Source organism: Allobosea sp. CRIB-10 (assembly GCF_900112185.1).
In the GTDB taxonomy this organism is placed as follows: domain Bacteria; phylum Pseudomonadota; class Alphaproteobacteria; order Rhizobiales; family Beijerinckiaceae; genus Allobosea.
The window spans coordinates 17,299-41,365 of sequence record NZ_FOKP01000037.1 but is presented as its reverse complement, the minus strand read 5'-3'; the positions used below and the strand labels follow the sequence as shown (position 1 = coordinate 41,365).

Here is a 24,067-nt window from a genome sequence, read left to right as displayed (position 1 = left end):
CGCGACCCGCTACGACAAGCTCGCCAGGAACTATCTGGCCTCGCTCTGCCTCGCCGCTCTCGTCGCCTACTGGCTGCGTTGAGTCTCGACCATAGTGCCCGTCTGGCGCAACCGTCTGCTCACGGAAATTACCCCTGACGATCTCCGGGCGCACTGCGGCAAGATTGTCGAACGTGGCGCGCCAGCTACTGCGATCCACGTTCGGGATATCCTGAAGCAGGTCTACGGATTTGCGATCCTCCACGGTGAGAAGATTGCCAACCCCGCTGACGATGTGGGGCCGGCCTCGATCGCGAATTTCGTGCCGAGGGATCGCTCGCTCTCCCCCTCGGAGATTCGAGTGATGTTGAGGCAATTGGAGCATGTCGCCACGCTGCCGACCATCCGTTTGGGTCTTCGCCTCTTTCTGCTCACGAGGGTTCGCAAAAGCGAGCTTCAGGACGCGACATGGGATGAGGTGGATTTCGAGAACGCCGTCTGGACGATTCCGAAAGAGCGGATGAAGCGCTCCAAGGCGCATAACGTCTACCTGTCGCGCCAGACTCGCCATAGCGGTGGGCGAGGGAGATTGCCTCGGCGACGGGTTGAACCACGCCCGTTTCGTTATTGACCATCATGACTGAGGCCAGCAGCAGTCGCTCATCGACGAGATCGGCGAAGGCGGCGAGGTCGAGGCGACCGGCCGCATCCACCGGCGCGTGGATGACTTCGAGACCAGCGTCGGCCAGGGAGCGCGCGGCTTCAAGCACCGACTTGTGCTCAATCGCCGAGACGACCAAGCGGTTTCGCGTCGATCCAGAGGTTCGCAAGGTCTGCGCTACGCCGAGAAGCGCCAAATTGTTCGCCTCAGTGGCTCCGGAGGTGAAGACGATTTCCGCGGGCGCTGCCCCGATGAGCTCGGCCACCGCTGCGCGGCCCGTCGCCACGATCGCGGCCGCCCCCTCGCCAGCGCCATTTGGTGATCCCGCATTCCCGGGCAGGTCCCAAGCGGCCAGCATAGCCGCCCGTGCCTCAGGGGCCAGAGGCTGAGTGGCGAAGCCGTCGAGATAGATTGGTCCGTGGGCCACGATAGGGGAATCGCTGAATGATGTCTTGTCGATGCCCTGGACGGTAGCGGCAGGACGGCGGACTTCCAAGGGACAAGGTTCCCGGTGCCTAGCGCGGCCAGACGTAGTGGGTACCTGCGGATAGAAATTGGTCGGTCTACTATCCAGCTATTGATGGAGGGGGAATAAAGATGTGAAATATCAATATCTTACGGAAGTTCGTGTGCAGAGTCCGTCCCCAAATGTTCCCGTTTTCTTTTGTTTCCGTTCTTCCGGCAAGATAACCGGAAATCCGTGCAAACGTCCCGGTGACCGCCTTCCTTGATCTGCGCTGCGAGGAGGCACCGCCGGCAGATCGGCCTCTTTCCGCGCAAGTGATCTCGGAGCGATTATCTCGCATTTCAGATGCGCGATAATTCTTGATATGCGATGCTCAAGAAAATTCCCGCGGACGTTCTGCAGGGTGAACTCGCAGCCCTTGGAGAGCGGCTGTTTCACTAGGTGCGCGGCCCTACGCCCAGAGTCAGACCCCGCGGCTGTCCGGGGTCCAGATCAGGCGCCGATGTGCCTGACCACTGACGGGCACCTTGGTGCCGGCCATTGAGCAGCCGTTTACCCATATCTTCAAGTCGGTCGGCACCGCCGGCTTCGAGACGTTGCCGGTCGTCGAGTAGCTTTGCCTCGAGCTCGGTCGGGCCGTGGGCTAGAGGTGCCCGAAGCCGCTTTGATCGACATGCCTGACGGCATGCGCCAGCCCTCCTCGTTGAGTGTTTCGATATCCGTCGAAGCGCTGAGGACCGCCGCATGCTGGCGATGGAGGATTTCTGCCCGGTACTGGGGCTCCCGAACTCGGCGAAACATGACGCCACGATCGAGCGCATGGCGCGGGGATTGCGCCCGTTGTCGGCCGACCCGGCTGCCGATCTCGAAATCCTGTTCCGGCGCGCTCTGTTCACGTGGTGCATCGCCGACGGCGACATGGTGGCTCCCCATCACGATGGATGCTGTCTTCTGCATCGAAGCGGACGAGGACACCCTGGCCCGCTTCCGCAAGCCGGAGATATTCAACACCGATCAGGGCTCGCAGTTCACCAGCCGCAAGTTCACCAGCCTGCTGATCGGAGCCGACATCAGGACCAGCATGGACGGCAAGGGCGCTTGGCGCGACAACGTCTTTGTTGAGCGCCTCTGAAAATCGGTCGAATACAAGGCGTCTAATTGCGCGCTTATGCCAGCGTATGGGAGGCCCGCGCGTCGATCGGCCGGTATCTCACCTTCTACAGCCACCAGCTGCTCCATGGCGGACAGCCGCCCGCCGTGGTCTATTTCAACGCCATCGAAACCGACCCGCCAGCCAAAGAGAGTAGCTTAAACCCGCCGGATATCTGTCCAAGAATCCGAGAGTAGCTCAGCTCCCATACGTCACCCGAAAGATTGACAGCGCCAAGGGACTATTTAACAATCATTGCAACTTATAGGGGGGAATGGTGCAGACGGAAAAATCGTCAGCCCTGTATGACAATGTGCTGGCAAGCGACCGGCGTCGCGCCCTTACCTCACGATCGAGCCCTCTAGCCGGTCGTAGCTTTCGTTCCCGACTGGAATTCTCTCTCCTCGGGTCGAAGAGACAACGCGGCATATCTCACCAGTGATAGTCAACCTCCACTCCGCGCCGGAATGAGAAATTGCGATCTCCGCTGCGAGGGGGGAATGACACTCAAACGATCAATTTTAAGATTCGATCTGGTCAAATACCGCAGTACGCATCGGGGTCTCCTATCGAATCTTCGACTCCGCCCGGCAGGCCGTTGACGTGAACGGCCCAGTAAAGCGAAACGCAAACTCGCATTGGGCTCACCCGATATGCTTAGGCTGATCTACCGGTTCGGAAACATCACGGCCGGGGCCATGCCGGTCCAGGTTACCGACGGACTTCCCCGTATCGGGGCGAGAACTCTGGCCGCCGCCGCCGTCCTTTCAGTCCTGTTGGGTTTCGGCTTTCACATGCTCTTCAAAGGTCTGACGGGTTGGCTCGTCGTCAACCCTCTGGTTGGGGTTCTGGTGGGCGATCCCGTGGCCGATACGTCTATCGTCGATCCGAGGGCCATGGATCGAGGCGGCAAGCGCTGGGCCTATACTTGGGCAGTTCTCAACGCGCCGCTATACGCCGAGCGGGCGACGTTGGAAAACACCACGGCACCTTCCGAGGTGGTGAAATATGATAAGCCTGTCCTACAGAGACAGAGCCTCAACTGGCTCTATTTCGATCTTATAGGGACGTATTTCGGCAGCGACGTTTCCGCCATCCAGATCTACGAATATCTCCTTCCGGAATGCAACAGAGACACAGCGGAAGCGCAGAAGGCCTGCCAGCAAGCCCTCTTGAAAGGGTCCTACTACGCCGCTGGTCACCTGAAAAAGAACGCGCTATTCATCGCGTATCGACTACAGTCCGGGCCAATACAGTTCATCTGCCTTTATATATTTTCCATTGGAGTGCTCATCCTGTTTCTGCGGGAACGGCGAGCCGCGGAGCTTCTAGAATACGCACTGAATGGAGAGAATTTCGGCAAGCGATTCTCCGGCGTACAGGATAAAGACCTCACCGAGCTGTCCTTCAGAGAGTATATGTTCAAGTTCTGGCAGAAAAAGATCGCAGATAATCGCAATAATGATTATGCTTCGCTGGAGGAGCATCTGCGCCAGTTTCGTACGATCCTCTACGAGCCGGGCGACGAGAACGAGCGCAAAGTCTTGATGTCCGAGAAGGCGGCTCACCTGCGCCGATACCATTCGGCTCTTTCCATGACCGTCCAGAAACAACCGGATGATTTGAAGGCGATGACCATCGACCGGCGGCATCGTGAAGTTCTACCTCGGATGATCCTGCGCGTCATCGCCGCCTTCGTGGTGGATCAAGCTCACTTTCCCAATGTTGCCAGGGAGCGTGCAGCTGCTGCCCTCGAGCACAGCGTGGACGAGCTCGCTGCCGTGCTCACGGTCGATCGCGATCTGTTTTCCCGTTGTGTCGAGCTTGTTCCGGTCGTCGGATTCTTCGGAACGGTCTGGGGCTTGTCGTTGGCGATGCTCGGGGCCAACGACGTCATTCGTGCGCAGGACTCGGCATGGTTCTACAACCTGGCGGAAAATGCCACGTTCGTGACCCAGGCATTGATCGATTCCAAGCCGGAGAGACAGCAGCTTGCCCTCGATGGCATGCTGAGCGCATTGAGCATCAAATTCGATACGACCGGCTACGCGCTGCTGCTGATGTTCTTCCTCATCATATTCGGCGCGCGCGCGGCGCGACGGGAGGATCGGGCTCTCTCAATCATCCATTCGACCGTCAACGAGAGCACGCTCTCGGTTCTGCCCACCTACGGCAATATCCGCCCGGCGGTCCTCACGTTGCCGCCGCCCGTGTCCGGCGCAGCGAAGACGGACGACCTGAGCGTGCGGTCGTGAGCGGAAAAATCGGGACCGGTCGCTGGACCAGACAGACGGGGCATACGCGTCCGTTTGGAATGTCCTTCGTCGATCTCGTGGCATCCGCGCTCGTCTGCGTCATCGCCCTCCTGATCCTCTGGCTGCAGTTCATCGATCCGCTCGGGCTCGTGCCCGGCAGACGAAGCGACTCCATCGGTGCCGATGCGAAGAGCTCCGGAAACGTCGGCGAGTCGGGCACCGCCGTTCACGGAGCGCTAGTTTCGGTCTTGGCCAAATGGAAGCACGGGGCCTCGGGCAAGCTCGAGGTGGCTTTGAACTGCGATAATCGTGCCGAGGACACGAAGTTCATCGAGCTCAACTCCAGCCGCTATGCTGAAGTGAGTTTTCGTTTCGCCGACGTCGCCGAGAAATGCACGCTCAGGACAAGGTCAGGCGATGGTGTCCCCGGGGATGTCACGCTTCACGTCCGAAGCATCGTGTATGGAGTCCGGTTCTACCAAGTCGTCATGGACGTCGCCGCCGCGAAAGACGGAGTGCCGTTGCTCGCCGATGCCGCCGCAACAGCCGTATGGCGGGCGTTGAAAGAAACGCAGCGCAAAGAGTGGATATTCAAATGGAACAGAGGCGGTGATGCGAAGACGACACGGTGATGCCTCGGAGTCGGAGATTCCGGTTCTGCCTCTCGTGGACATCCTGTTTTCCGCCTTCGCGGCCGTACTCGGCACGGCGACCGTCGTCGTTGCGATGATGCGCACGCGAGAGCCGGACGTGAAGCCGCAGCCTCTTCCTTTCTTCACGCTGGTGGCGAAGTCGACGGGCGTTGCCTGTCCCCTCGACAGGATCGAACCGGGATTCGTCGTCAGCAGTGGAGGCGAGCCTGGAGTCCTGTACTCGCCATATACCCAGGCGAACCAGGCAGCAGACAGCATCAATGGCCGTCCTGGGCTCAAGGCATGGTACATCGCCGATACAGGTCCGGGGGGAGGGTTGAGGAATGCCTGCAAGGCCCCGGCTTCCTGCGTGAAAGCCGAGCTGGCCTTGCTCACCGCCCAGGTCGAGCGCTTCGAGGTCAAACCAATCGTCGAAGGCTGTTCCAACTCCGTGGAGATCGCGTTCGAGATGGGTGTCATCGCCGACGATCAGTTGGCGGGGTTGAAAACCACGGCGCCCAGCCAGGTCCAGCCCATTGGCATCAGTGTGACGAAATGATGAGAACCGATCTGCGAAGCATCGTCTGCACCCTCCTGCTGGCGGCCGCGGTGGTGTGCATCGGACTGAGCGGGGCAAGGGCCGTCGAGGTCTCGGACCTGGGTGCCCGGAGATTGACGGTAACCTCGGCGGTCACGGATCTGCGCCGCCTGCGCAATGAATTCTGCGACATTCTGCTCCTGCTCGAGGGGCTGAAGATTGGAATGTCGCCCTGTCCATCCACGAAGTCGTGGACAGAGGACAGCTTCGACCGCTCTCCGGCGCCCGAGTTGCTGGAAGGGATCACGGACGACGCGCGCCGCGCGGTTCTGGCCTTCCAGCACTTGCTGGATGTGTTCTGCGAGCGGCACGATCCCCTCAATCCCCTCGGTGCCCTCAGAGAGTGCTGGCGCGATATACCCGGCAAGCGCCTCGAAGCGATCCGGCTTGCATCAGAGAAGCTCTATCTGCGGGCATCCGAGGGGGAGGGCGAGGCCCGAGACGATGCGGCGCGAATCGTCAAGCAGGAGGGGGAACGCGCGCTGGCGGCCATTGCGGTGCTCGGCCGCCAGTGGGCGCGACAGAAGTTCACGGCCGCGGGCGCAGGCAGCGGAGAGCTTGAGCCGCAGCTCAAATGCGTGGCGGGCCGGGCGCAGCCGGTCGTTCCCGGGGAAATAGAGAAGGCCTACGCGGCGCTCAAGGAGCTCGGGGCGGGCGAGAAGCTCAGGAGGGCACGGAGCTACTTTGCCGATATCAAGGTTGCGCTGACGCGGGCCGCTGACGCGCTCGCGGGCAAGATCGACGCTGCAGCGCTGGACCGGCTGTGCGAGCTTGCTGCGGCGGTCGATGCGCGGACCAACAGTCGCTTCGATCAACTCGTCGCACACCCCGACTCCGACCCGCGCGTCGCGGCCGACGCCACGCTGGTCGCGGCGCATCGCAAGCGGCTGTGCGATCTCGCCGACGCGGCGGACCAAGGCCTGTGCCGACCCGAAGCGGGCGACGACACGGCGGTATTCTCGAACTATCTGCGGTCTGCTTTCAGAAGCTGGTACAAGGCGAATGCATTGCTCGGAGCGGCACTGAACAAAGTCCAGGCCGCGACTTTTGCTGAGCGACAGCAGAAGAGCATCAGCGGGCTTCGGGGCATTGCCAACGCCGCGGCTGCCGCGGAGGTGCCCCGCGTATCGATGATCATCGCCAATATTCTAGCGCGAGACCTGGTGCAGACACATCCTCGCCCAAGCGGCGCCGAGGCTGGTGTCGAGGATACGCGTTCGCTCATCGGCAGGATCGGGACGCGCCTCAATGCGTTGGCGAAAACCAATACGGAAGCCGGCGGGACATGTGCCCCGGTCGATGCTGCCAAGGTCATGAAGAGCGTCAATACCCTTGCGGCCGAGTTGTCCGCCAGGATCGAACAGCTGGACAAGCAGGCCGACGCCAAACAGCGTTCCGCGCTCGTCGACGGGACCGCGGCATTTCTTGCACAAGCGATCTCTGCTTCCGATCTCTCGGAGATCGCAACCGCCGTGAGGCAGCTCGGCGCCCTGACAAATCGCATCGAGCTTGGTGAGCTGTCGGCCGCCGGCAGCGGTCTGGTCTTCGCCGCTACGTTGCAGTCCGTCTGCCTGTCGGGCGAGATCGTGAAATTCGAGCTCACTCTCGGCCTGGAAGCCAAGGCGCCCGCGGAGAAGCAGCAAGAGCAGGATCTCGCAAGCCGGGACGTCAACGTCGACGGCCCGACGATGTCGCTGCCGCTTCGCCGCTCCGTCGCGGTCGAATTCGCGCTTTCCGATTTTCAGTCGGCGCTGACCGGCGGCAGGCTGGAAACGACCTTGAAGGACGCGCTCAAGTCCCGTATGCCGCGGACGTTCACGGTGGATCTTGCAGACTTGTGCTCCATCGCGGTGATTCTCGAGACATCGGGCGACGGGTCGCAGACCGAATGCCGATGGCCCTCGGCGATTCCGCTGCCGGCCGGAGCTGCCCTGGCGATCAACCCGCAGCTCGATCAGGCCACGATCAGCTTTCCGGACTGGCTGCGACGGGCGCTGCCGGACACGTGTCCGGCCTCCTTCGCGCTGGCGAAAGGCGGCGACTCAGCGGCCATCCTCGATTGCCTGAAGGCCGACTTGAAAGGCGCGGCGGACAAGATCGACGTCGGCCTCGACGCATTGCTCGGAGAGCATCTGGCGGCGCTGCGTGACAAGGCGCGGAATGCGCTGAGCGCCGCGCTGACGCCAGGGTTGCGGCAGCGGATCGACGGCGGGGGTGCCTTCTCGAAATGCGTACCCGAGGTGACGGTGACGATCGCGAATGGCGGCGGCGCCATGCCGTCCGGTCGAGTTCTCGATCAAATTCGCAAGAGCGTTGCCATCGTCGATCGGCCGGATGGCATCGGGGATAAGGAGCAGGCGTTCACTCCGACTGCGCAGCTGCCGCTTCTCGAGCTGAGCGCGCGTCTGTCGATGGCAGCATGCTTTACCGCGCTCGATCCATCGAGCACCGAGCGGCGCACGCTCGGCATCTGGAGCGACCTCGACGTCAGCTGGGTGTCGACCCTTAGCGCAAGGATTCCCGGCTTTGGTCATGAGCCGGGCGCCCCAGGGCAAGATCCGCTGGCGGCCTGGGATCGGGCTTTCGGCGAGCTGCGGCTCGGCAAAGCATCGGACATGCTTGTCTGGGACAACCCTGCACCGCCCAAGGTCGCCGACCTCGACAGAGATGCGTTCGCAACAGCTCTGCTGCGCTCCGGCCATTTCGAGCTTTGTGCGGCGGAGGGTAATAGTGCGGAGAATCTGTTCTTCTGGCCGATGGCACTGACCGACGACGACAAAAGAAGTCTGCCCTGCACGACGCCGCGCTCCGGGCCAGGCATGCGCGTCGCCACTGGTCCGGATTACAAGTCCCTGCGGATCGTCGCTGACGGCATGCCGTTCGCCACGATCATGGGCAAGCTGGGAGGCGACATTTCGATCAGGCTCGAGCAAGCAGGAATTGCCTTCGGCGCCACGCCTCGGCCTGTTGCCGGCGCACAATCGTGCGCAACCGCAGCGCTCGAGGCCTCCAATATGGTTGCGTTCAAGCTCGACGCGGCAAAATTCTCGGCTTACGGCCCGCCGCGTGATCTTGGTGACCTGCAGGTCATCATCGGCTGGAGGCAAGACGAGCCGGCGATCATATCCCTCGTCAGCCACACGCGGCTGACCGCGCTCGAGGAGCCCATCAGGTCGGTCGCCGGCATCGCGCGAGACTTGCAGATTTACGGACTGACGGTCCGGAACGGCCGAGTCCTCCCGTGTATCGCCGGTCTCAATTCGGACGCGCTGGCCGTTTCGGTCGGCAGCACGTTCTTCGAAGAACTCCTTTCATCGGAGGCCGCGCGACGGTTCGGTGAGGTGGTGGACGTCGCTGGCGCCGCGACAACTTTGAAAAGCTTCATCCAGGACAAGCAGCCGACGGGAAGGCGCTATGAGGAGGCCAAGGCGGCTTCCGACCAGCTTGCCATCAAGTTGAGAACATGCCGCTCGAGGGATGCGACCAGCGCCACATTCCTCACCTGCGACTACGAATTGTCTTTCCTTGCGTGCAAAGCCGGGCTGCGCGTCGATCAGAGCGATCTTCGATCCGACGGGCCGCGAGTTCTCGCGGTGAATCTCATCAACGTGCTGGGACGTTGCACACCGGCGGCCCTGTCCGGCCTGTTCGGTACGACCGACAGCCTTGGGGACCGGCCGCTCGAGCTGGCGGAGCTCAGGCTTCGCGTCGACGATACCGTCCGACTTGAAGGCAAATTCGTGCCTCGCGCGGCGGCGCAGCAGGGTGCTGCCGCCACTGGTTGCGTCGGTAAGCTCGCGGGCGTCAGCCTCGACTTTGCAGTGGTGGCCGGGGGCGGGGCCCAGTTCACGCCGGGCGGCGTCGGCGCGCTTGGCAAATGCGCCGAGGAATATGCAAAGGGCCGCATAGCGGACGCGTTGCTGCCAACCAACCTGAAGGACAACATCGAGGCGCTGCGGGAGCGAATCGGTCTGATCGCGAAGGATTGGTTCGACGGCCTGGGAAAATTCGGACAGTGTGGAACACTTCGCGCAGAGGGATGGATCAACGTCAGATGCACCGAAATCAAATTCGCTGATGCCCGGCGCGACACGGAGTGGAGCAACCTCTCGACTGCCTGGTGCAACGTCATTGCCGATCCGATCAAGGCTTTGCTCGCAGGACAGAACATCGATCCGGCGCAGGAGTGTCGAAAAGCGCTGGAGGTCGATTGCAGTGCCGCGCATCCCCTCTGCGGCGTGACCGTCGGGTCGGCACACACGTTCGAAGCAAAGTCACCGTTCGCAGATGGACAGACGCTCCTCAAGGTCTCCGCAAGATACCAGATCCCGGACAGGTTAGATATCGATACGACCTTCTGCGAGAGCGCCGATATCGAGAAGACCGTCGGCTTTCTGCATATCAAGCTGAAGCCCGGATGCGCTGGTGGCGAGACCATCAAGCTCGACGGCATGATCTCGGTCACGGATAAATTTCCCTGGCCGGTGCCGCCGACGCCGATTTCGCTGTTCTACAACTTCAAGACAGGTGCCCTCAAGATCGACGGCGACGGCCTAGATTGGCGCCCGATGCTCAACAAGGCGCTGAGCCAGGCCATTCGCGGCCGGACGTTGAGCATTGCCGATGTCCAGATCAGGGCAGAGAGCGTTGACGTCGACGCGAAAAATCGGGTTACCGTCACCGGCACGATCATTCTCGATTGGGTGGAGCGGATCGAGGCGCCGAGCTTCCAGGTCGTCTTCGACCTGCTCAACGGGCGGACCGAGCTCCAGATACCGAACGCGCTCGATCAGATTCTTGCCAACGTGCTCAACCGCTTCGCCTCGAAGGTCAACATTCCGGGCGCCACGAAGGTGGAAATCATCAAGGTCACGAGGAACAAGACAACCCAGATACCAAATGGCGTCACCGCAAGGGTGACGATCCCCGCCAAGATGTTCAAGGCGACCCTTCCGCCGCTCACCATCGATCGATCGGGCGTGCGATTCGCCAAGCCGTTCGAGGTGAAGCTCGAGTTCGAAGCGGAGATCGCGATACCTCCAATCTCGTTGTCGAAGATCAGAGGGACGATCGGCGAACGCGCCCTTTCCCTGGGTGCCGACGCAACGCTTGCTCAGGCGTCGCTCGCCTATCTGCTGAAGGCCAAAGGCGATTTCACCGTTCCGTTCGACCTGCGCAATGACATCGTCGCACAAGAGCGGATGGTCGCGTTCACCGTGATCCCGCTCGGCGAGTCGACGAGCCGAATCAACGTCAGCAAACTGATGATGAGCCGGACGATCGATATCGGCGGCGCGCTCAAGCCGATCATCTGGCTGTTCGGAGAGGCGAAGATTACGACCCAGAGCCTCACCGGGAGGACCAACCTTGCGGTGTTCGAAGCCGATCTCGCGAAAGCCGACTTGAATGTCGACTTCCGAACGGGCCTCGTCAAGGCTCTCGGGAATGCCGACATCGGCATCGGAAAGCTGGCGTTCGTCTTCAATGGCAAGCAGTTCGCCTTGAACCCGCGGCTGGAGATGAGCGGAAAGATCCACGTCGGAAAGTTCGACCTGTCCAGCTTCAATATTCTGGCGCGAGCCGATTCCGCCGCCGTCAAGTTCAAGGTGCTTGGGATATCGCTCGGTTTCGTCACGCCGCGCCTCAAGGATATCAACGAGGACATGATCAAGAAGCTGATCGAGCAGCTGATCAGCTTCGACCTCAAGGACCTGGGCAAGGCCCTGGAAGCTATCCTGAGCGGCAACCTGACGATCAATCCGTTCTCAGGCTTCGGCAAGGACAGCGGGAACGGGGTCGCGAATGGCGACGGTGACGGCGCTGAGGGCGGCGAGGGGGGAAAAGGGGGCGAGGGCAACGACGGAGGCGCGGTCGGCTCGTTTCCCGCCGCCGGCCAAGACCTGGCGGCGCAAGGGCCGCCGAGCAACTCGAATCCCGCCGCAACCGCGGCAGCGGCGGAGCAAGCGAAAGCCGAGGCCGAAAAGCTGGGTCAGCAGGCCGTTTCGGAAGGCGCCAAACAAGGCGGCAGCAAGCCACTGCTGAATCCCGCAGGCAAACTGGCGATGAGCTTCCTCACGGCCGCCAACGGCAAGATTTCCGGTGCGCTGGCGCCGCCGGGGGAGGAGAACGCGCCGCCATTCGTCACGCTCGAGCCCGGCGCCTCTCCGCACGAGAATTTTGTCCCCGTGCCGAGCGGCTCTCCGCGCCTCAGCATCGTCAAAACGCCGGTGCTGCTCGAGAAGAATATCTTCGTCGCCGCGGAAGCGTCGAAGACGTTGTATCTGCCGCCGGCGGAGAAGAGGAACGTTGCCGAGAGTCCGATCAAGGGCGTTTGCGCAGGCAGCGCATCGGAGGTGGACCTGCTCCTGTTCGGCAATGGGGCGAACGCCAGCAAGCCCAAGTCGCTGCCGGCGGGCCTGCTAGGCCTCTGCCTCGAGGGCTTGAAGGACGTCGCCAGCCGGCCTGAGGCCAGCGATCTGTTGCTCGCCGGGCTTCGCGTTGCGTCGCTCGCTCTGCCCGATGATCCCAAGCCAGGCGCTCCGCTTCGCTCGACCTGGTTTGAGTGCAAGCTCGACGGCGGCAAGCTGACCGGGCTCGCGATGCTGGTCACCCACGAGCTGGCCTCCCACATCATCGTGCAACGCCCCAACAAGGTTCTGACCTACTACAAGATGGCGGGCTTTCCTCATGACAAGTCCTCGGAGCACATTGCGCGCGTTTGTGAGCTGCTGAAGACGGCCCGGGAGGACGATGAGGATCAGCCGATCGACGTGCTGCAAATCAAGGAGGGCGAAAAGGACTTGTTCACTGCCGCCCGCCTCGCCCGCGGCGAGTTCAAGTTCGAACGCGAATGGAAGGAGATCGACAAGCCCTCGGACCCCGTGCCCCCCAACCCGTGGACCCATTCGCCGGACACGATTGGCCAAGACATTCGCGAGGCGATCGATCAGCAGAACCGCGACATCCAGGCGCGAGCCCCCAGAGGCAAGGCCGAGAAAAGCACGCCGGCCAGTGGCGGCGGCGGGAACGCGCTGTGCGTCGTGGGCAAGGACGGCGCGCCTGCCCTTGCAGAGAAGAACGACATACCCTTCCTGATCCTCGAAACGGCTTCCGTCCAACATCGGGGGCTCACCTTTCCGGGCTTTTCCCCAGCCACGTGCGGGCCGGCCGGCACGGAACGGACGACGCTGGTGATCTATTACAAGGCGATGCCGGGCATCGGACGTTTCAGCCATGCGGGCGACGAATGCGCTCTGCAGATGTTCTGGAACGAGAATGGCGAGAAGCGCAGCGCATTCATCGATGTCTCGAAGAATCTGTGCGCGGTGCATGGCAAAGAGGCCAATCGCCAGATCTTCTACCGCGACATGTATCTCATCATGGATCAGTTGATGGACTGCATGGACCTCAGAGAGGCCAACATGCTTTCCTGTCTCGTGGTAGGCAGCCGGCCGCTGGCTGTCGGTGGAGGGTGGTCGGACACTCGCCGCCTGGTCATTGCGGCGACGAGCGATGAAAGCAGCGTAAAGGTGTGGGCCGGGCCTATCGAGTGGAGCACCACGTCGTCAAGCAAGCCGCTCAAAGGCGACCCTGCGGCCCTCAGGGCGCTGATCAGCCGCGATTGGACCCACCAGAGCGTCAATGCATTTGCCGACTGGATCGCCCGGCGAAAGGACCCGGATATCGAGCTGGTGCTGATGCAGGGAGAGACCGCTACCTTCAGTTCCAGTTCCGCAGCGCTCAGGTTGAATCTCCAGACAGGCGGCACGACTGAATTCCGCTTCATTGGCGGCGCGCAGAACCGGACCAAGGACGTGGTGCGCGCGGTGTTGCAAGCCATACCACCCACCTCTCCGCCCGGCGGCGGGGTGGTCGACGTTGCGCTCATCGATCGGACCGCCCCCGGCATCGTGACCTTCGCGGTCAGGCAGGAGCCCAGCAGCGATCGTTGGGACGTGCGGGAAGGGAACCAGGCCGCAAACAGGGTTCTGGTCGGCGTGAAGAATGAGGATCTCGTCCCGTCTTTCGGCGTCGCAATCAAGCGCATGCTCGAGAGCAAGACCGGCGACATCGAACTCGCCCGGAATTCTCACTCCATTCTGCTGGCGAGTGGTCCGACGGCCCTGGTTGCGGCCAAGGGTGCAGCCGCTTGCGTCGACGAGCTGCTGCCGCAGTCGGTCGGAGGCGTGCTCGGACCCGCGCTGGTAAAAGCGTGGCTCAGGGACTTTCCGCGCTCGCTGGTGCGCGCCACCAGATGCGTCGAGGGTGGGGCAACGCTGAATATCCCGAGGAAGCCGTTCGACAGCGCCGCCAAGCTCACTGTCGTCGACTATGAAGCAGGAACGCTGTCCACAAACCGAGCGTCTCACGTCGTCATGCCCGACGGCTGGGTGTTGACCGTGGTGCGCATCGCCGACGAGGACACGAGCCTGGTTGCGGCGGAGCGTCACCTGCTCGAATATGCGGCCGGCGCGAAGGACAAGCCTGCTCTGGTCACCCTGCTCGGCAAGATCGGCAACGACAAGCTGCGTTACGGCTTCGGCGCCGACGCTGTCGATGAAACCGGGCTTGCGGGATCGGATTTCGTCTGTCCGTTGGACGATCCGGAGATTTTCTCGAAGGCCTCGCCGGTCGTCAACGTCTTTCTTGCTTCCCTCGGCGATGAGTGCCGACGTCCGGAGTTTTCGATCAAGCGAGTGTCGTTCGCTCAACTGAACCGCCCGGGTGGCAGCATTCATGTCGTGACGGCACCAAGGCTCGACGCGCAGGCAACCTGGTCGGTTCACTATGGCCCGGCGGCGGGCCCCAATCGCGCGGTCATCAGTGCGCGGGTCAAGATGGCCGACCCCGCCACCGACGAGGAGGCGAAGGGCCTTCTGGGAGGCCTTGCCCGCGCCTGGTCCGAGCCCGCGCAGGGGGAAGCTCTCCCAGCCGATAATGCCCGTGCTGAGTTCGATCTTCGCAAACATTGTGAGGAAGGAGCCTGCGTCGCGGTTGCCGCGCCGACCGGCGTCAAGGACAGTGTCTATGTCTCAGCCGTCACGGCGGGGCAGGCTCCTCAGTTCTGGCCACTGGCCCGCGCTGGCCCCGAGGCAAAGGACCCCTTCGCGGGCCTCGGTGACAAGCGCGGAGCAGCGGTCAAGATGTTGCACGAGGATCTGCAGCAACTTGATGCCGGCGACCGGTCGCGCGGCGCGGAAGCAACCCGGGCTTTCTGCACGGCAGAGGGAGAGAGCTCGCTCTGGCCGAGACTGTCGGTTGCGGCGAGGCTGTCACCTCACATCTCGATCTATGATTCATTGGATGAGATCGATTCCGCCAGGCAGCTCTCGGTTATCGCGCATTCGATACCAAGCTGCGCATGGTTGAGGCAGGCTGTTGGGGCCAACCTTCGACGTGAGGTCTCGACTCTGCTGGCGATCGGGCCAACAGGGAATCCGCGCGAGTTGTGGGTGGGCACACCGTCGCTCGCGCAAGAGACCGTCTATTCTCGCTCCGGCAACAACCCTTGCAGCATCACCTCGGTGCTGTCCGGTCAAGCCACGTTCGCCGCCCTGTCCGAGCGGCCCGGGAGCCTCGACTGCCCGTCCAGACTGCTCGCGCGCGTGATTGGCGCGCGACTTGATGTACAAGAGCCTGGCGCACAAGAGCCTGGCACACAGGGACCCGGCGCACCCCTTAAACGAATGATTCTTCTCGATTCGACCTCCGCGTCTGCCTGGGTGGAGACGAAAGCGGGCTTCAAGCAAATCCTCCTGAGCGATCGACCGACCGCCTACACCGACACGCATTGGCGATTGCTCGAGGACAGCGACCTGGCCGACGAGCAGGCCGCACCGTCGCATATGGCCACGCTGGACGAGGGCGGCATCGAACAGTTGCTCCTGGTGGTTCCCACGTCGACGAGTGCGCGCCTGATCCTCCGCCGGGTCGATGCGCAGCCCGCCGAGGTGCAGGTGGTCGGGCTTCCAAAGGACACACGGCAACCTCGCGTGCGTGCGGCGCTCCGAGCGCTCCAGGGGCGCGGGAAGATTCCTGCCGGCCTGGCATTCAATGCGTCCGGCGATCCGGACAGCTCGGTGTTCTGGTTCGTCGATAAGGGTCTGGAGCACGCCGAGCTTTACAGAAGCTACGGAAGCAGCCTCCTTCAGAAACAGACGACGCTTCGACGTGAACCAGCTGTGGATCTGTCGGCGATCATGAGCAAGCTGGCGGCAGCGAATCCGCAGATCGTTTCCGCGATCGAGAAGAACGATCGGGCCGATAGGCCGACCCTACTCCGAATGGAGGCGAGCCGACTGGCTGCAGTGACCCCGGAAGAGCTCGTCGTGCAGACCGAGAATGCCATGCAAGGCGTGACATTCTCCGCCGCGATCCAATCGGCCGAGCCGTTTCCGGCGATGCCGATGATCGATGCCCTGCTGGCATTTCTGGTCGCGGATTTGGACCGGTGCTCGATGCGTGCCTGCTCGGCCGGGGGCAGCGATGACAAATTCGTGCTGCTGGATGGACGCAGTGCCACCTTTGGCAAGCGAGGTGACCTCGCCTTCGGGCACGCCACGATTGTTGGCGAGCAACCGGTCCAGCTCGCCACGCTGGAGCGCGTGCTTGCCATAGCTGCCGATGATCAACTCGCCGCGAAGGAGAGCACGCTCATCATTCTGGGCGCGAGAGAGGGCGTTCTCGCCAATGCGGCGAGCTTGAGGGGCACGGTTTTCTCCTCGAACGGCGGTCGACAAGTGCATCTGCGTCAGGAGCTTGCCGGCCGGCTTCGCAAGGACGTCTCCAGCGTGCTATCCCAGTTTCGAGAACCACTGGCAGAGCGCCTGCAGAGCCTGCGTGACGACGAGGCAGTTGGTCTGACAGGCGGAGTCAGATCGCGCATCTTTGCCTGTGGCACGCAGGGGCTGACAATACTGAACGATGCCGAGAATTGGAGAATAAGCTCCAACGACAAGATTTCGGCCGGATTCTGTGCGGCGCTCGAACAGAGAGATCTGCGACTAAGTGAAAAGGGTGAGTGGGAACTCGCCGGCCGCAACGATGCCTTCATTCTATTCCAGAAATCGGGCGAGGGTTTCGCCGTACGAGTCTGGACCCCTCAGCGAGACCTCGAACACAGTTTGACGCTTCCATTCACGCCTGCTTCTCCACCGTCCACGAGCGTTCCGCCCCTTGAGCACGAAGCGCGCGAGACCGCGTTGGATTGCAACGCGATCGATGCTGTCAATGCCGTTGGCCTTGGCTACTGGTTGCGCGGTGTTGGAACGAGCTGGAAATGTACGCTCAAGCTCGCGGCAGCGAATGAATCCCCGGAATTCATCCTGTTACAATCCACTCTTCTCATGGACGTCCCTGCTGCCGGCAATGCTGGCCGCCTGACGGCAAGCGCGCAGATTGCGCGCCGAGACCAGGAGGTACGGGGAGGTGAGATGACGCGCCAGGGTATTGTGCCGTCGGTCCTCCACACTGACGTGCTCGCGGCGCTGGCCGGACGCGTGCGTGAGACCTGTCCCGAGGCGAAGCACGTTCGGGCAAGCGAGATTGAGCTGGGAGAAGAGCGACCTGTCGTATTTTGGCGCAACCCGAGTTCGAGCGAAAAGGCGTGCAGCTCCGGTGTACTTGCCTGGCAACGAGACAGGGCCTCTCGTCTGCAGACGTTCGCCGGCGCTCCCGGGTTGATCGAGTTGCTCGGCCAGGAGCTTCTTGGCGGCAAAACACCTATCCTCTCTGGCTCGCGTCTTACACTTCACGAGCTTCTGCGCGAGCAAGGCATGATCGTCTCCAATTCGGATGCAACCGAACCCGACTTGATCGTGGTCCCTTATGGTTCGCCGCCAATGGGACGGACGACGAAGCATGTTGCGGAAGAGTGGGGCAAGGTTTGCGGCCGTCATGCTGTCGGATCGGGGTGTTCATCCGTGTCTGCGATGGAGTTGGCCCGGGCCGCATTGGCGGGTACCCGCAGGATCAGAGACGACTTCGTGTCGCCGGAAGACCCTTTCGCATTCTGGCGTCACATTGGCGAGGGGGCCGGCAACGCGCCTTTGCAATAGGGCGGCACGGTAGAGCGCGATTTCTTGCCTTAGGCCGATGAGAGGGACCCACAATGATCCGATCAATGCCACTGGCGCTGATGTTGTCGGCTGCCTCATTCTCTAACAACGCGGAGGCGCAAAGCGGGGGGTGCCTCGCGTCATTCAATGTGGACTCCGGCAAGACCCTGAACTATTTCGGCTGGCTGCCGACCAAGTCCAGTCCGGGGCTAAGCTCGATGAGCTGCGGCGCGGCGGACGCGTTGCGAACCGAGATCTTCGTAAAATATGTGGAAGTGATTAGAGCGAAAGCTTTGACGCCATCGGCTTATGCCGCGGAGCTGAGCGCACGTCGACGCACGCTCATCCAACAGCGCGATGACTTACGAAAAAGTCTAGATTCGAAGGCATCGATCGAGGCCGCAACCACGATAGGGAAGGTCGCGAGCTTTGAGGTGGCAAAAACGTCGATGCTGCTCGGCTGCTTTGCTCCAGAGACCGGCGTTGGCGCCGTCGTATGTGCACGCGGAATCGTAATGACGTTCGTCACCGGCTGGAACCTTTTCAAGCGGAACGTGACCGATGCTCAGCTTCGGGCTTACCTCAACACACTGGACCAATATATCGCCGACACGCAGGCGGCATACGATCGCGAAACAAAGCGAACGTCGCCCGCCGAAATTCAGAAAGTCGCCGAGAACGCTGCGCAAGCGTTCGCTGGTCTCTGCAAGGCGATCCAGGAGTATTGCCTGAAATAATCGACTTACTCAGGGCCTTTGCAGAGTTAGCAAATTTGCCATAAAGGGCCAGCCGTTCTGAACACTTCTAGTTGCTTCAAATCTTGATCAATTCAATTTTCGCGCTATTTCTGATATTCTTCATCATCGCGGTGATTTAAATACTGCTATGTGGGTCTCTTTTTCGGGTGGTATTTTGGCTTGAGCAGAGGAGAGATCGAAGAACTGACAGGATGCAGCACTTAGAGCGATCTGCGTATCTGGCAGGCTAAGACTTGAGCGCCTTGTTTTCAGGGTTTCGCGGCAGAACGGAGCCAAGAGCGGCTGGTGCTTACGATACGATGCGACTAGTCATTCTGCCGCAGGCGCTGCGGACTGTGCTCCCGCGCATCGTCAACACTTTCTTCGGGCCGTTAAAGGATGCGACGCTGGTAACCATCGTCAGCGTCTTCAACTTCCCTATCTCTTTCTGACCGATCTCACTTCTCAATCTGGCGGGATTGCCGGCGTCGTGCCATATGCCTGACCATCTCGCCCTAGGCGGTTCAGCCGAAAGTGGCCATCTGCGCCCCGCCGCCTTGCTGTCGATGTAACGAGCTGGGGCATCCTAGCGAGATCTGATGCAAGCGCTTTGGCCTCGCAACGAAGCGATATGGCTTGCTCCCGACAATGACCTGCGTTCCCAATTCCTGCGGTTTCTGCGGGTCGCTTCGAAGTCAGGGCAGGGCGGATCGAGACCTTCATGTCCGAGCCCAATCGCGCCATGGTGTCCATCCAGCGCCGAGGCGGCACCGATCACGCTCGATCGAGTTTGATGGACTGGAGGGATTGCTGTTATAATTCAATTGGTTGTTTTTGGTTCTGTGTGTAAGCGCCTTGCCGCTCCCCTCGTTGGGTACATGAGCTGAATGTGGCAGCCTCCTCCGATTGGCGAGACGGAGGATCGTGGTGGAAGCAGACGTCGAAATGGACGTCCATTTGGACGTCGCGACACCTGGCTACGTAGGCCGGCTTGAGGTTGTTGAAGGTCCGACGGGGCGGCGGGTTCGCACGGAGGGCGAAAGGGCCCGGATAGCGGCGGAGGGCTTGGTGCCGGGGGCGCAGGTGGCGGTGGTCGCGCGCAAGCACGGCGCGACACGCTCGCAGGTCTATGATTGGCGGCGGCGCCTTCGTCTGGGAGAGCTGGCCCTTCCGGAGAGCCGGGAGCCGCTGTTCGCGCCGCTGCTGGTGGAAGAAGCGCCGTCGCCCGGACTGCCGACGAAGCCGGCGAAATCGGCACCGGCGAAGTTTGAGATCGTGATCGACGGCATGGTGATCCGCACGGCGGTCGAGGTCGAGCAGTTGGCGCAGTTGATCCGTGCGGTGCGGGCCTCGCGATGATTGCGCCGGGCGCCGATCTGAAGATCTACATGGCGACGCGCCCTGTCGATTTCCGTCGCGGCCTCGACGGGCTGGCGGCGACGGCGCAGGAGGTTCTCGGCCTTGATCCCTATAGTGGCGCGGCCTTCGTCTTCCGCGCCAAAAGGGCGGACCGGATCAAGATTTTGGTCTGGGATCGCACCGGGTTAGTTCTGATACACAAGCGCCTGGAGGGTTCGAAGTTCGTGTGGCCGCAGGTTCGCAACGGCGTGATGAGAATGTCGCCTGCGATGTTCGCGGCCTTGTTTGGTTCGCCCCGAGCGGGCCCGGCGTCCGCAGCTTGCCGGGTGAGTGCGGCACACTGACTCAGGTCTGCGCCGGGCATGGCACTGAGGGCGGATCCATGCTCGAAATAGTGGATGAACGTCGCCGTTCTCCATGGTGAGGTCGAGCGTCTGAAGGCCGAGCTGGCACAGACGCAAGAGGCCCCTGGCTCAGTCCGAGGAAGCGCGGCGGCGGTTGGAGAGCATCGTCAGCGACCTCCAGCGCGAGAAGTTCGGGGCCAGGTCCGAGAAGCTCTCCGGCGAGCAATACCATCTACCGCTGGAGGACGTCGAAATCGCCCAGGGCGTGCTCGACGCCGCCCATGAGAAGGCGCAGCGGATCATCAAGGGCCGCCCGGACGGCGCCGGCGCGTCTCACCGGCGCAACCGCGGTGACCTGCCGGCCCATCTGCCGCGGGTGGACTGTGTGCAAAATCTTTGCACGCACGTTCCACTTCTCTTCTCTTTTCGTGCGCGCTCTGCACTATCCGAAGCTTGGCAAAAAATGGGGATCAGGGGCGTTGGATTCAAACATGGCTCGCAATGGCTATGCGCTAGAGCCGCCCAGATTGACAGCGAGGCTAGAGCAGCAACATTCGGAAGCGATGTTGACTTCGATCGACGTTGTTTTGACAGAAAATCGCATGTCCCAGCTCGCACACGCGAAGATCGAAAAACAGCTCATCCTCGCGTTCGTCGTACGTATTCCTTTCATCTACAAAATCGGCGATGACCCCTTGCGGGCCGCAAACTCTAACGCAAATTGACAATGCGTTCGCATCTTGCTCACGCATCGAGGCTGAAGTTGATCGTCTTAAATTCTATGAAGCGTTGTTTGACGCACTCTGTCGATACCGGAAGCAAGCCGATTTATCATCAGCGTCAGGCTTGGCATGAGACATGCGAATGAACTTTCGGATCTTTAAGGATCTTCTTTATATCCGTGCGAAGTGGCGAGAATGACTGCGTGAGCGTCTACGTCGATCACACCGCGCCGGACCAGATCGCGCAGACCGGTTAACCCGGCCGCGCTTGAAAGCTCCAGATATAGCCCCGCTTTTGCAAGCTTCTTTTGATCTTCGGAAACGCACCTCTCGGCCACAGCGACGGCCGATCCATTGGTCTTGCGCAATGCGTCGATTGCTTGATAGGCGACCGTATTGCCGCCAAGCGATGTCATGCGCGACATTCCGCGGAAGGAAGTACGATAGTCGGCGCCGGACTGGACCTGCTCGATGCGCGGGAATGGCTCGACCGCATGCACACGCGGTATCGTCTCCAGCGCGCCCGCACTCCTCAAATCGCAAAAGCCTTGGGCGACGCCCCATAGGACATCGCCTCGCGATGTTGGGACAAGCACGTCGGTGACAGGCAGCTCTTGCCATTGACTGGCTAATTCAATCGCAATAGCGCGATATCCATCGACCCCGAAAGGATTACTGCCGACTGCCGGAAGGAGATAATTGTTAGCGGGATACCACTCACCGGTGCGCGATTTCTCTCGGACCAACTGCCAGCGCTCGTCAGGTGTCTGCGCCATGACGATGGAGGCACCATACATTTTGATGGCGCGCCGCCAGTTCGCACTCATATTGGGGGTCGTTACCACGACACATTCCAAGCCCACATGAGCGGCATAGGCGGCAAGCGATGCGCCCGCATTGCCGCTTGATGCGATGGCAACCGTCCTAGCGTCAGCAGCCCGCGCACGTTGTACCAAAACCGCGCTCATGCGGTCCTTGTGGGATCCGGTCGGATTGGCGCCCTCAAATTTAACGCTGAGCGCGGCAACCCCGACGTTACGTGCCAGTTGCGGTAGCGCGTAGAATGGCGTGTTGCCTTCGCCCAAAAGGGTCTGCGGATAGACAAGCCACTTACTGGAATTGTGGCTTTTCACTGCCGCGGGAAAACTGCGATAATCGATTTGGAGACTGGAAGGCATCGATGCGGCCGCACAGGCGGGACAACCTTCAAGGTAATCCGTCAGCGGGAAGCTCTCAGCACACCGAATGCAGCGCATGCCGACCGCATTGCTGTTCGCAATTGGCAAGGAAGAGCGCGTCATCGAGATATCCGCATCAGCTCATGCCGCGCGGGGAGCGATTGCGGCAGATCATCATTACGCACAGATGGCGCCAAACAGCACAGAATCACGAGGGCTCCTCCGCTGCCCGCCTCTTGATCGGTAAAGTGATAGAGCAGGCCAGACGGTCAAACGGTGACTCTATGATGCCGACGATCTCAATATCGGCATTGGTCGTCGACTGATGATAGGCGCGGCGCAAGACCGGGTAGCCGGCCGGAATCGAGAACGCCTCCTGGGCGTATGTCGAGGCCGGGGCAGCATCGATTACGAGCCGCCTCTCCGTGGGAGCGACGTTGATACTTTTCAGGGCATCCGTCGTCAGGCTGCGGCCGAACTCTTCAACAAGCGAGTCCGGCATAGTTGTTGAGACATAGATCACATAATACATGATCGGCAGGTCGCCTGCGCAGGCAAGCTTCCGAATGCAGAACTTGATGCCTCCGGATTTGTCGAAAGCGCGTAAGCTCGGATCAGTTATCATTTCTCGCGTGATGGAAATGAGCTGCATCGTCAGCTTCTGACCATGCCGCCGCGCGTCCTCCGTCGACGACATGCCCACATCCAGCTCGCGCAAGAAGCGACGCTGCTGTTTGACGAACGTACCCTTCCCGGCGACTGCAGTGAGTAGACCCGACGTCTGCAGATCCCTCAGAGCTCGCTTTACGGTGATGGCGCTAACGCCGAATTCATCGCTAAGTTGCGCGGCCGAGGGAATGGCGCCTCCCTCAAGATAGGTTCCATCGGCGATCCGCTTCCGGATCTCTTCGCGCACGCCTTCATGAAGTGAGCTCATGCTTCTCCCCGATGGCTTCCAGAATCGCCGCATTCATCGATTGTTGACATACCTGGTATACCTAGTTTAACGATCATTTCCTGTCAAACGCGGAGGCGCAAATGCTCAAGATTTCGCTTGGCACTTTTCGATCATTGTTCATGGGCGGGGTTACGATTGTGGCGATGGGTGCAACGACACTCAACGCCCAAGCGAAAACGACGCTGGAGCGGATTATCTCGTCCGGCAAGATCACTATCGGCATCCACAACAGGGCTCCATGGGGCTTTCGCGGCGTCGATGGTCAGGCAACTGGCTTTCATCCAGATCTCATTCGGGCCGCTTTCGCGCCGCTAGGGGTGAAAGAGGTCGAGTTCGTCATCGCCGACCTCGGCGCCCTCATTCCAGGGCTGCTTGCTGATCGAGCCGACGCGGTGGCTTCCGGCTTTTCCATTACGCCAGCTCGGTGCGAACAAGTGGCCTTTGGCGAGCCGGAACTGGCGATCGGCGACGCGGTCATTGTACAGGCGGGAAACCCGCACGGCATTCACAGCTATGCCGACATCGTGAAAAATCCCAAATTATCGATTGGGGGATCGCGTGGCAGCGCCAATCTAGCCAACGCCAAGGCGGCCGGTATTCCAGCCTCGCAGATCCAGCAATTTCAGAACACTGAGTCGTCGGTTTCCGCCATCATGGCAGGCCGCGTCCAAGCCGTGGCGTTCTCCAGTGGTTCCGTAGTTTCATTGTTGCAAGATCCACGAGTCACCGGTCTGGAACGTGCGATGCCGTTTCAGGGCTATATCAAGCCGGATGGCAAGCCCGCGGCCAACTATAGCGGCATCGCCTTCCGCAAGGGCGACGCCGAATTGAAGGCCGCATACGACAAACGCCTTGCCGAGCTCAGGGCCGATGGCGGTTTAGTAGCAATAGCAAAGCGCTACGGCTTCACGGCAGACGAAATCGCGTCTGACTCCGTGAAAGCGGCAGAGCTTTGCGCAGACAAAATGTAAG

Annotated in this window: 12 protein-coding genes and 5 pseudogenes; 14 read left to right on the top strand and 3 right to left on the bottom strand. The window is 61.2% G+C overall.

From position 1 onward, the window contains the following. Both BMZ69_RS31375 and BMZ69_RS28760 read left to right on the top strand, forming a co-directional pair. Positions 1–82, top strand: a pseudogene (locus BMZ69_RS31375) (IS5/IS1182 family transposase); the annotation flags it as partial. A 15-nt stretch (positions 83–97) separates the two neighbouring features. Further along, a pseudogene (locus BMZ69_RS28760) lies at positions 98–544 on the top strand (site-specific integrase); the annotation flags it as partial. A 13-nt stretch (positions 545–557) separates the two neighbouring features. On the opposite strand, the pseudogene BMZ69_RS32260 reads toward BMZ69_RS28760, so the two are convergent. Continuing rightward, positions 558–1,067 (bottom strand): annotated as a pseudogene (locus BMZ69_RS32260) (aminotransferase class V-fold PLP-dependent enzyme); the annotation flags it as partial. A gap of 783 nt (positions 1,068–1,850) precedes the next feature. Here BMZ69_RS32260 and BMZ69_RS32255 point away from each other — a divergent pair. The 11 genes and pseudogenes from BMZ69_RS32255 to BMZ69_RS32250 all read left to right on the top strand — a co-directional run. Continuing rightward, a pseudogene (locus BMZ69_RS32255) lies at positions 1,851–1,967 on the top strand (hypothetical protein); the annotation flags it as partial. Between the two features lie 58 nt (positions 1,968–2,025). Then, positions 2,026–2,330: pseudogene (locus BMZ69_RS31800) on the top strand (IS3 family transposase); the annotation flags it as partial. Between the two features lie 579 nt (positions 2,331–2,909). Next, on the top strand, positions 2,910–4,511 hold the full coding sequence (locus tag BMZ69_RS28745; protein ID WP_092163390.1) for a MotA/TolQ/ExbB proton channel family protein: 1,602 nt from the start codon (positions 2,910–2,912) through the stop codon (positions 4,509–4,511). 59 nt (positions 4,512–4,570) lie between these two features. Continuing rightward, positions 4,571–5,143, top strand: coding sequence for a hypothetical protein (locus BMZ69_RS28740; protein ID WP_092163389.1), 573 nt, complete (start codon positions 4,571–4,573; stop codon positions 5,141–5,143). Between the two features lie 34 nt (positions 5,144–5,177). Beyond that, positions 5,178–5,702 carry a hypothetical protein gene (locus BMZ69_RS28735; RefSeq protein ID WP_139219277.1) on the top strand — a complete coding sequence of 175 codons (525 nt, stop codon included), beginning with the start codon at positions 5,178–5,180 and terminating at the stop codon, positions 5,700–5,702. Further along, positions 5,702–17,797 carry a hypothetical protein gene (locus tag BMZ69_RS28730; protein WP_139219275.1) on the top strand — a complete coding sequence of 4,032 codons (12,096 nt, stop codon included), beginning with the start codon at positions 5,702–5,704 and terminating at the stop codon, positions 17,795–17,797. The genes BMZ69_RS28735 and BMZ69_RS28730 overlap by 1 nt, the downstream gene beginning before the upstream one ends. A gap of 65 nt (positions 17,798–17,862) precedes the next feature. Beyond that, entirely contained in the window at positions 17,863–18,534 is a 672-nt protein-coding gene (locus BMZ69_RS28725) for a hypothetical protein (RefSeq protein ID WP_092163386.1), read from the top strand. A 254-nt stretch (positions 18,535–18,788) separates the two neighbouring features. Then, positions 18,789–18,986: a hypothetical protein gene (locus BMZ69_RS31370; RefSeq protein ID WP_139219273.1), complete on the top strand. Its 198-nt coding sequence runs from the start codon at positions 18,789–18,791 to the stop codon at positions 18,984–18,986. A gap of 475 nt (positions 18,987–19,461) precedes the next feature. Next, positions 19,462–19,893 carry a transposase gene (locus tag BMZ69_RS28720; RefSeq protein WP_244543600.1) on the top strand — a complete coding sequence of 144 codons (432 nt, stop codon included), beginning with the start codon at positions 19,462–19,464 and terminating at the stop codon, positions 19,891–19,893. Further along, positions 19,890–20,237 carry an IS66 family insertion sequence element accessory protein TnpB gene (gene tnpB / locus BMZ69_RS28715; protein ID WP_092163385.1) on the top strand — a complete coding sequence of 116 codons (348 nt, stop codon included), beginning with the start codon at positions 19,890–19,892 and terminating at the stop codon, positions 20,235–20,237. Before BMZ69_RS28720 ends, tnpB begins: the two co-directional genes overlap by 4 nt. 154 nt (positions 20,238–20,391) lie before the next feature. Next, positions 20,392–20,928: a transposase gene (locus BMZ69_RS32250; protein WP_244543599.1), complete on the top strand. Its 537-nt coding sequence runs from the start codon at positions 20,392–20,394 to the stop codon at positions 20,926–20,928. 189 nt (positions 20,929–21,117) lie between these two features. Here BMZ69_RS32250 and BMZ69_RS28705 read toward each other — a convergent pair whose 3' ends face one another. Next, positions 21,118–22,260, bottom strand: coding sequence for a threonine synthase (locus tag BMZ69_RS28705; protein ID WP_210188112.1), 1,143 nt, complete (start codon positions 22,258–22,260; stop codon positions 21,118–21,120). An 85-nt stretch (positions 22,261–22,345) separates the two neighbouring features. Then, complete coding sequence (locus BMZ69_RS28700) at positions 22,346–23,074, bottom strand: GntR family transcriptional regulator (RefSeq protein WP_092163380.1); 729 nt, start codon at positions 23,072–23,074, stop codon at positions 22,346–22,348. Positions 23,075–23,175: 101 nt separating this feature from the next. On the opposite strand from BMZ69_RS28700, the gene ehuB reads away from it, so the two are divergent. After that, positions 23,176–24,066, top strand: coding sequence for an ectoine/hydroxyectoine ABC transporter substrate-binding protein EhuB (ehuB, locus tag BMZ69_RS28695; protein ID WP_244543598.1), 891 nt, complete (start codon positions 23,176–23,178; stop codon positions 24,064–24,066). Position 24,067: the final 1 nt, after the last annotated feature.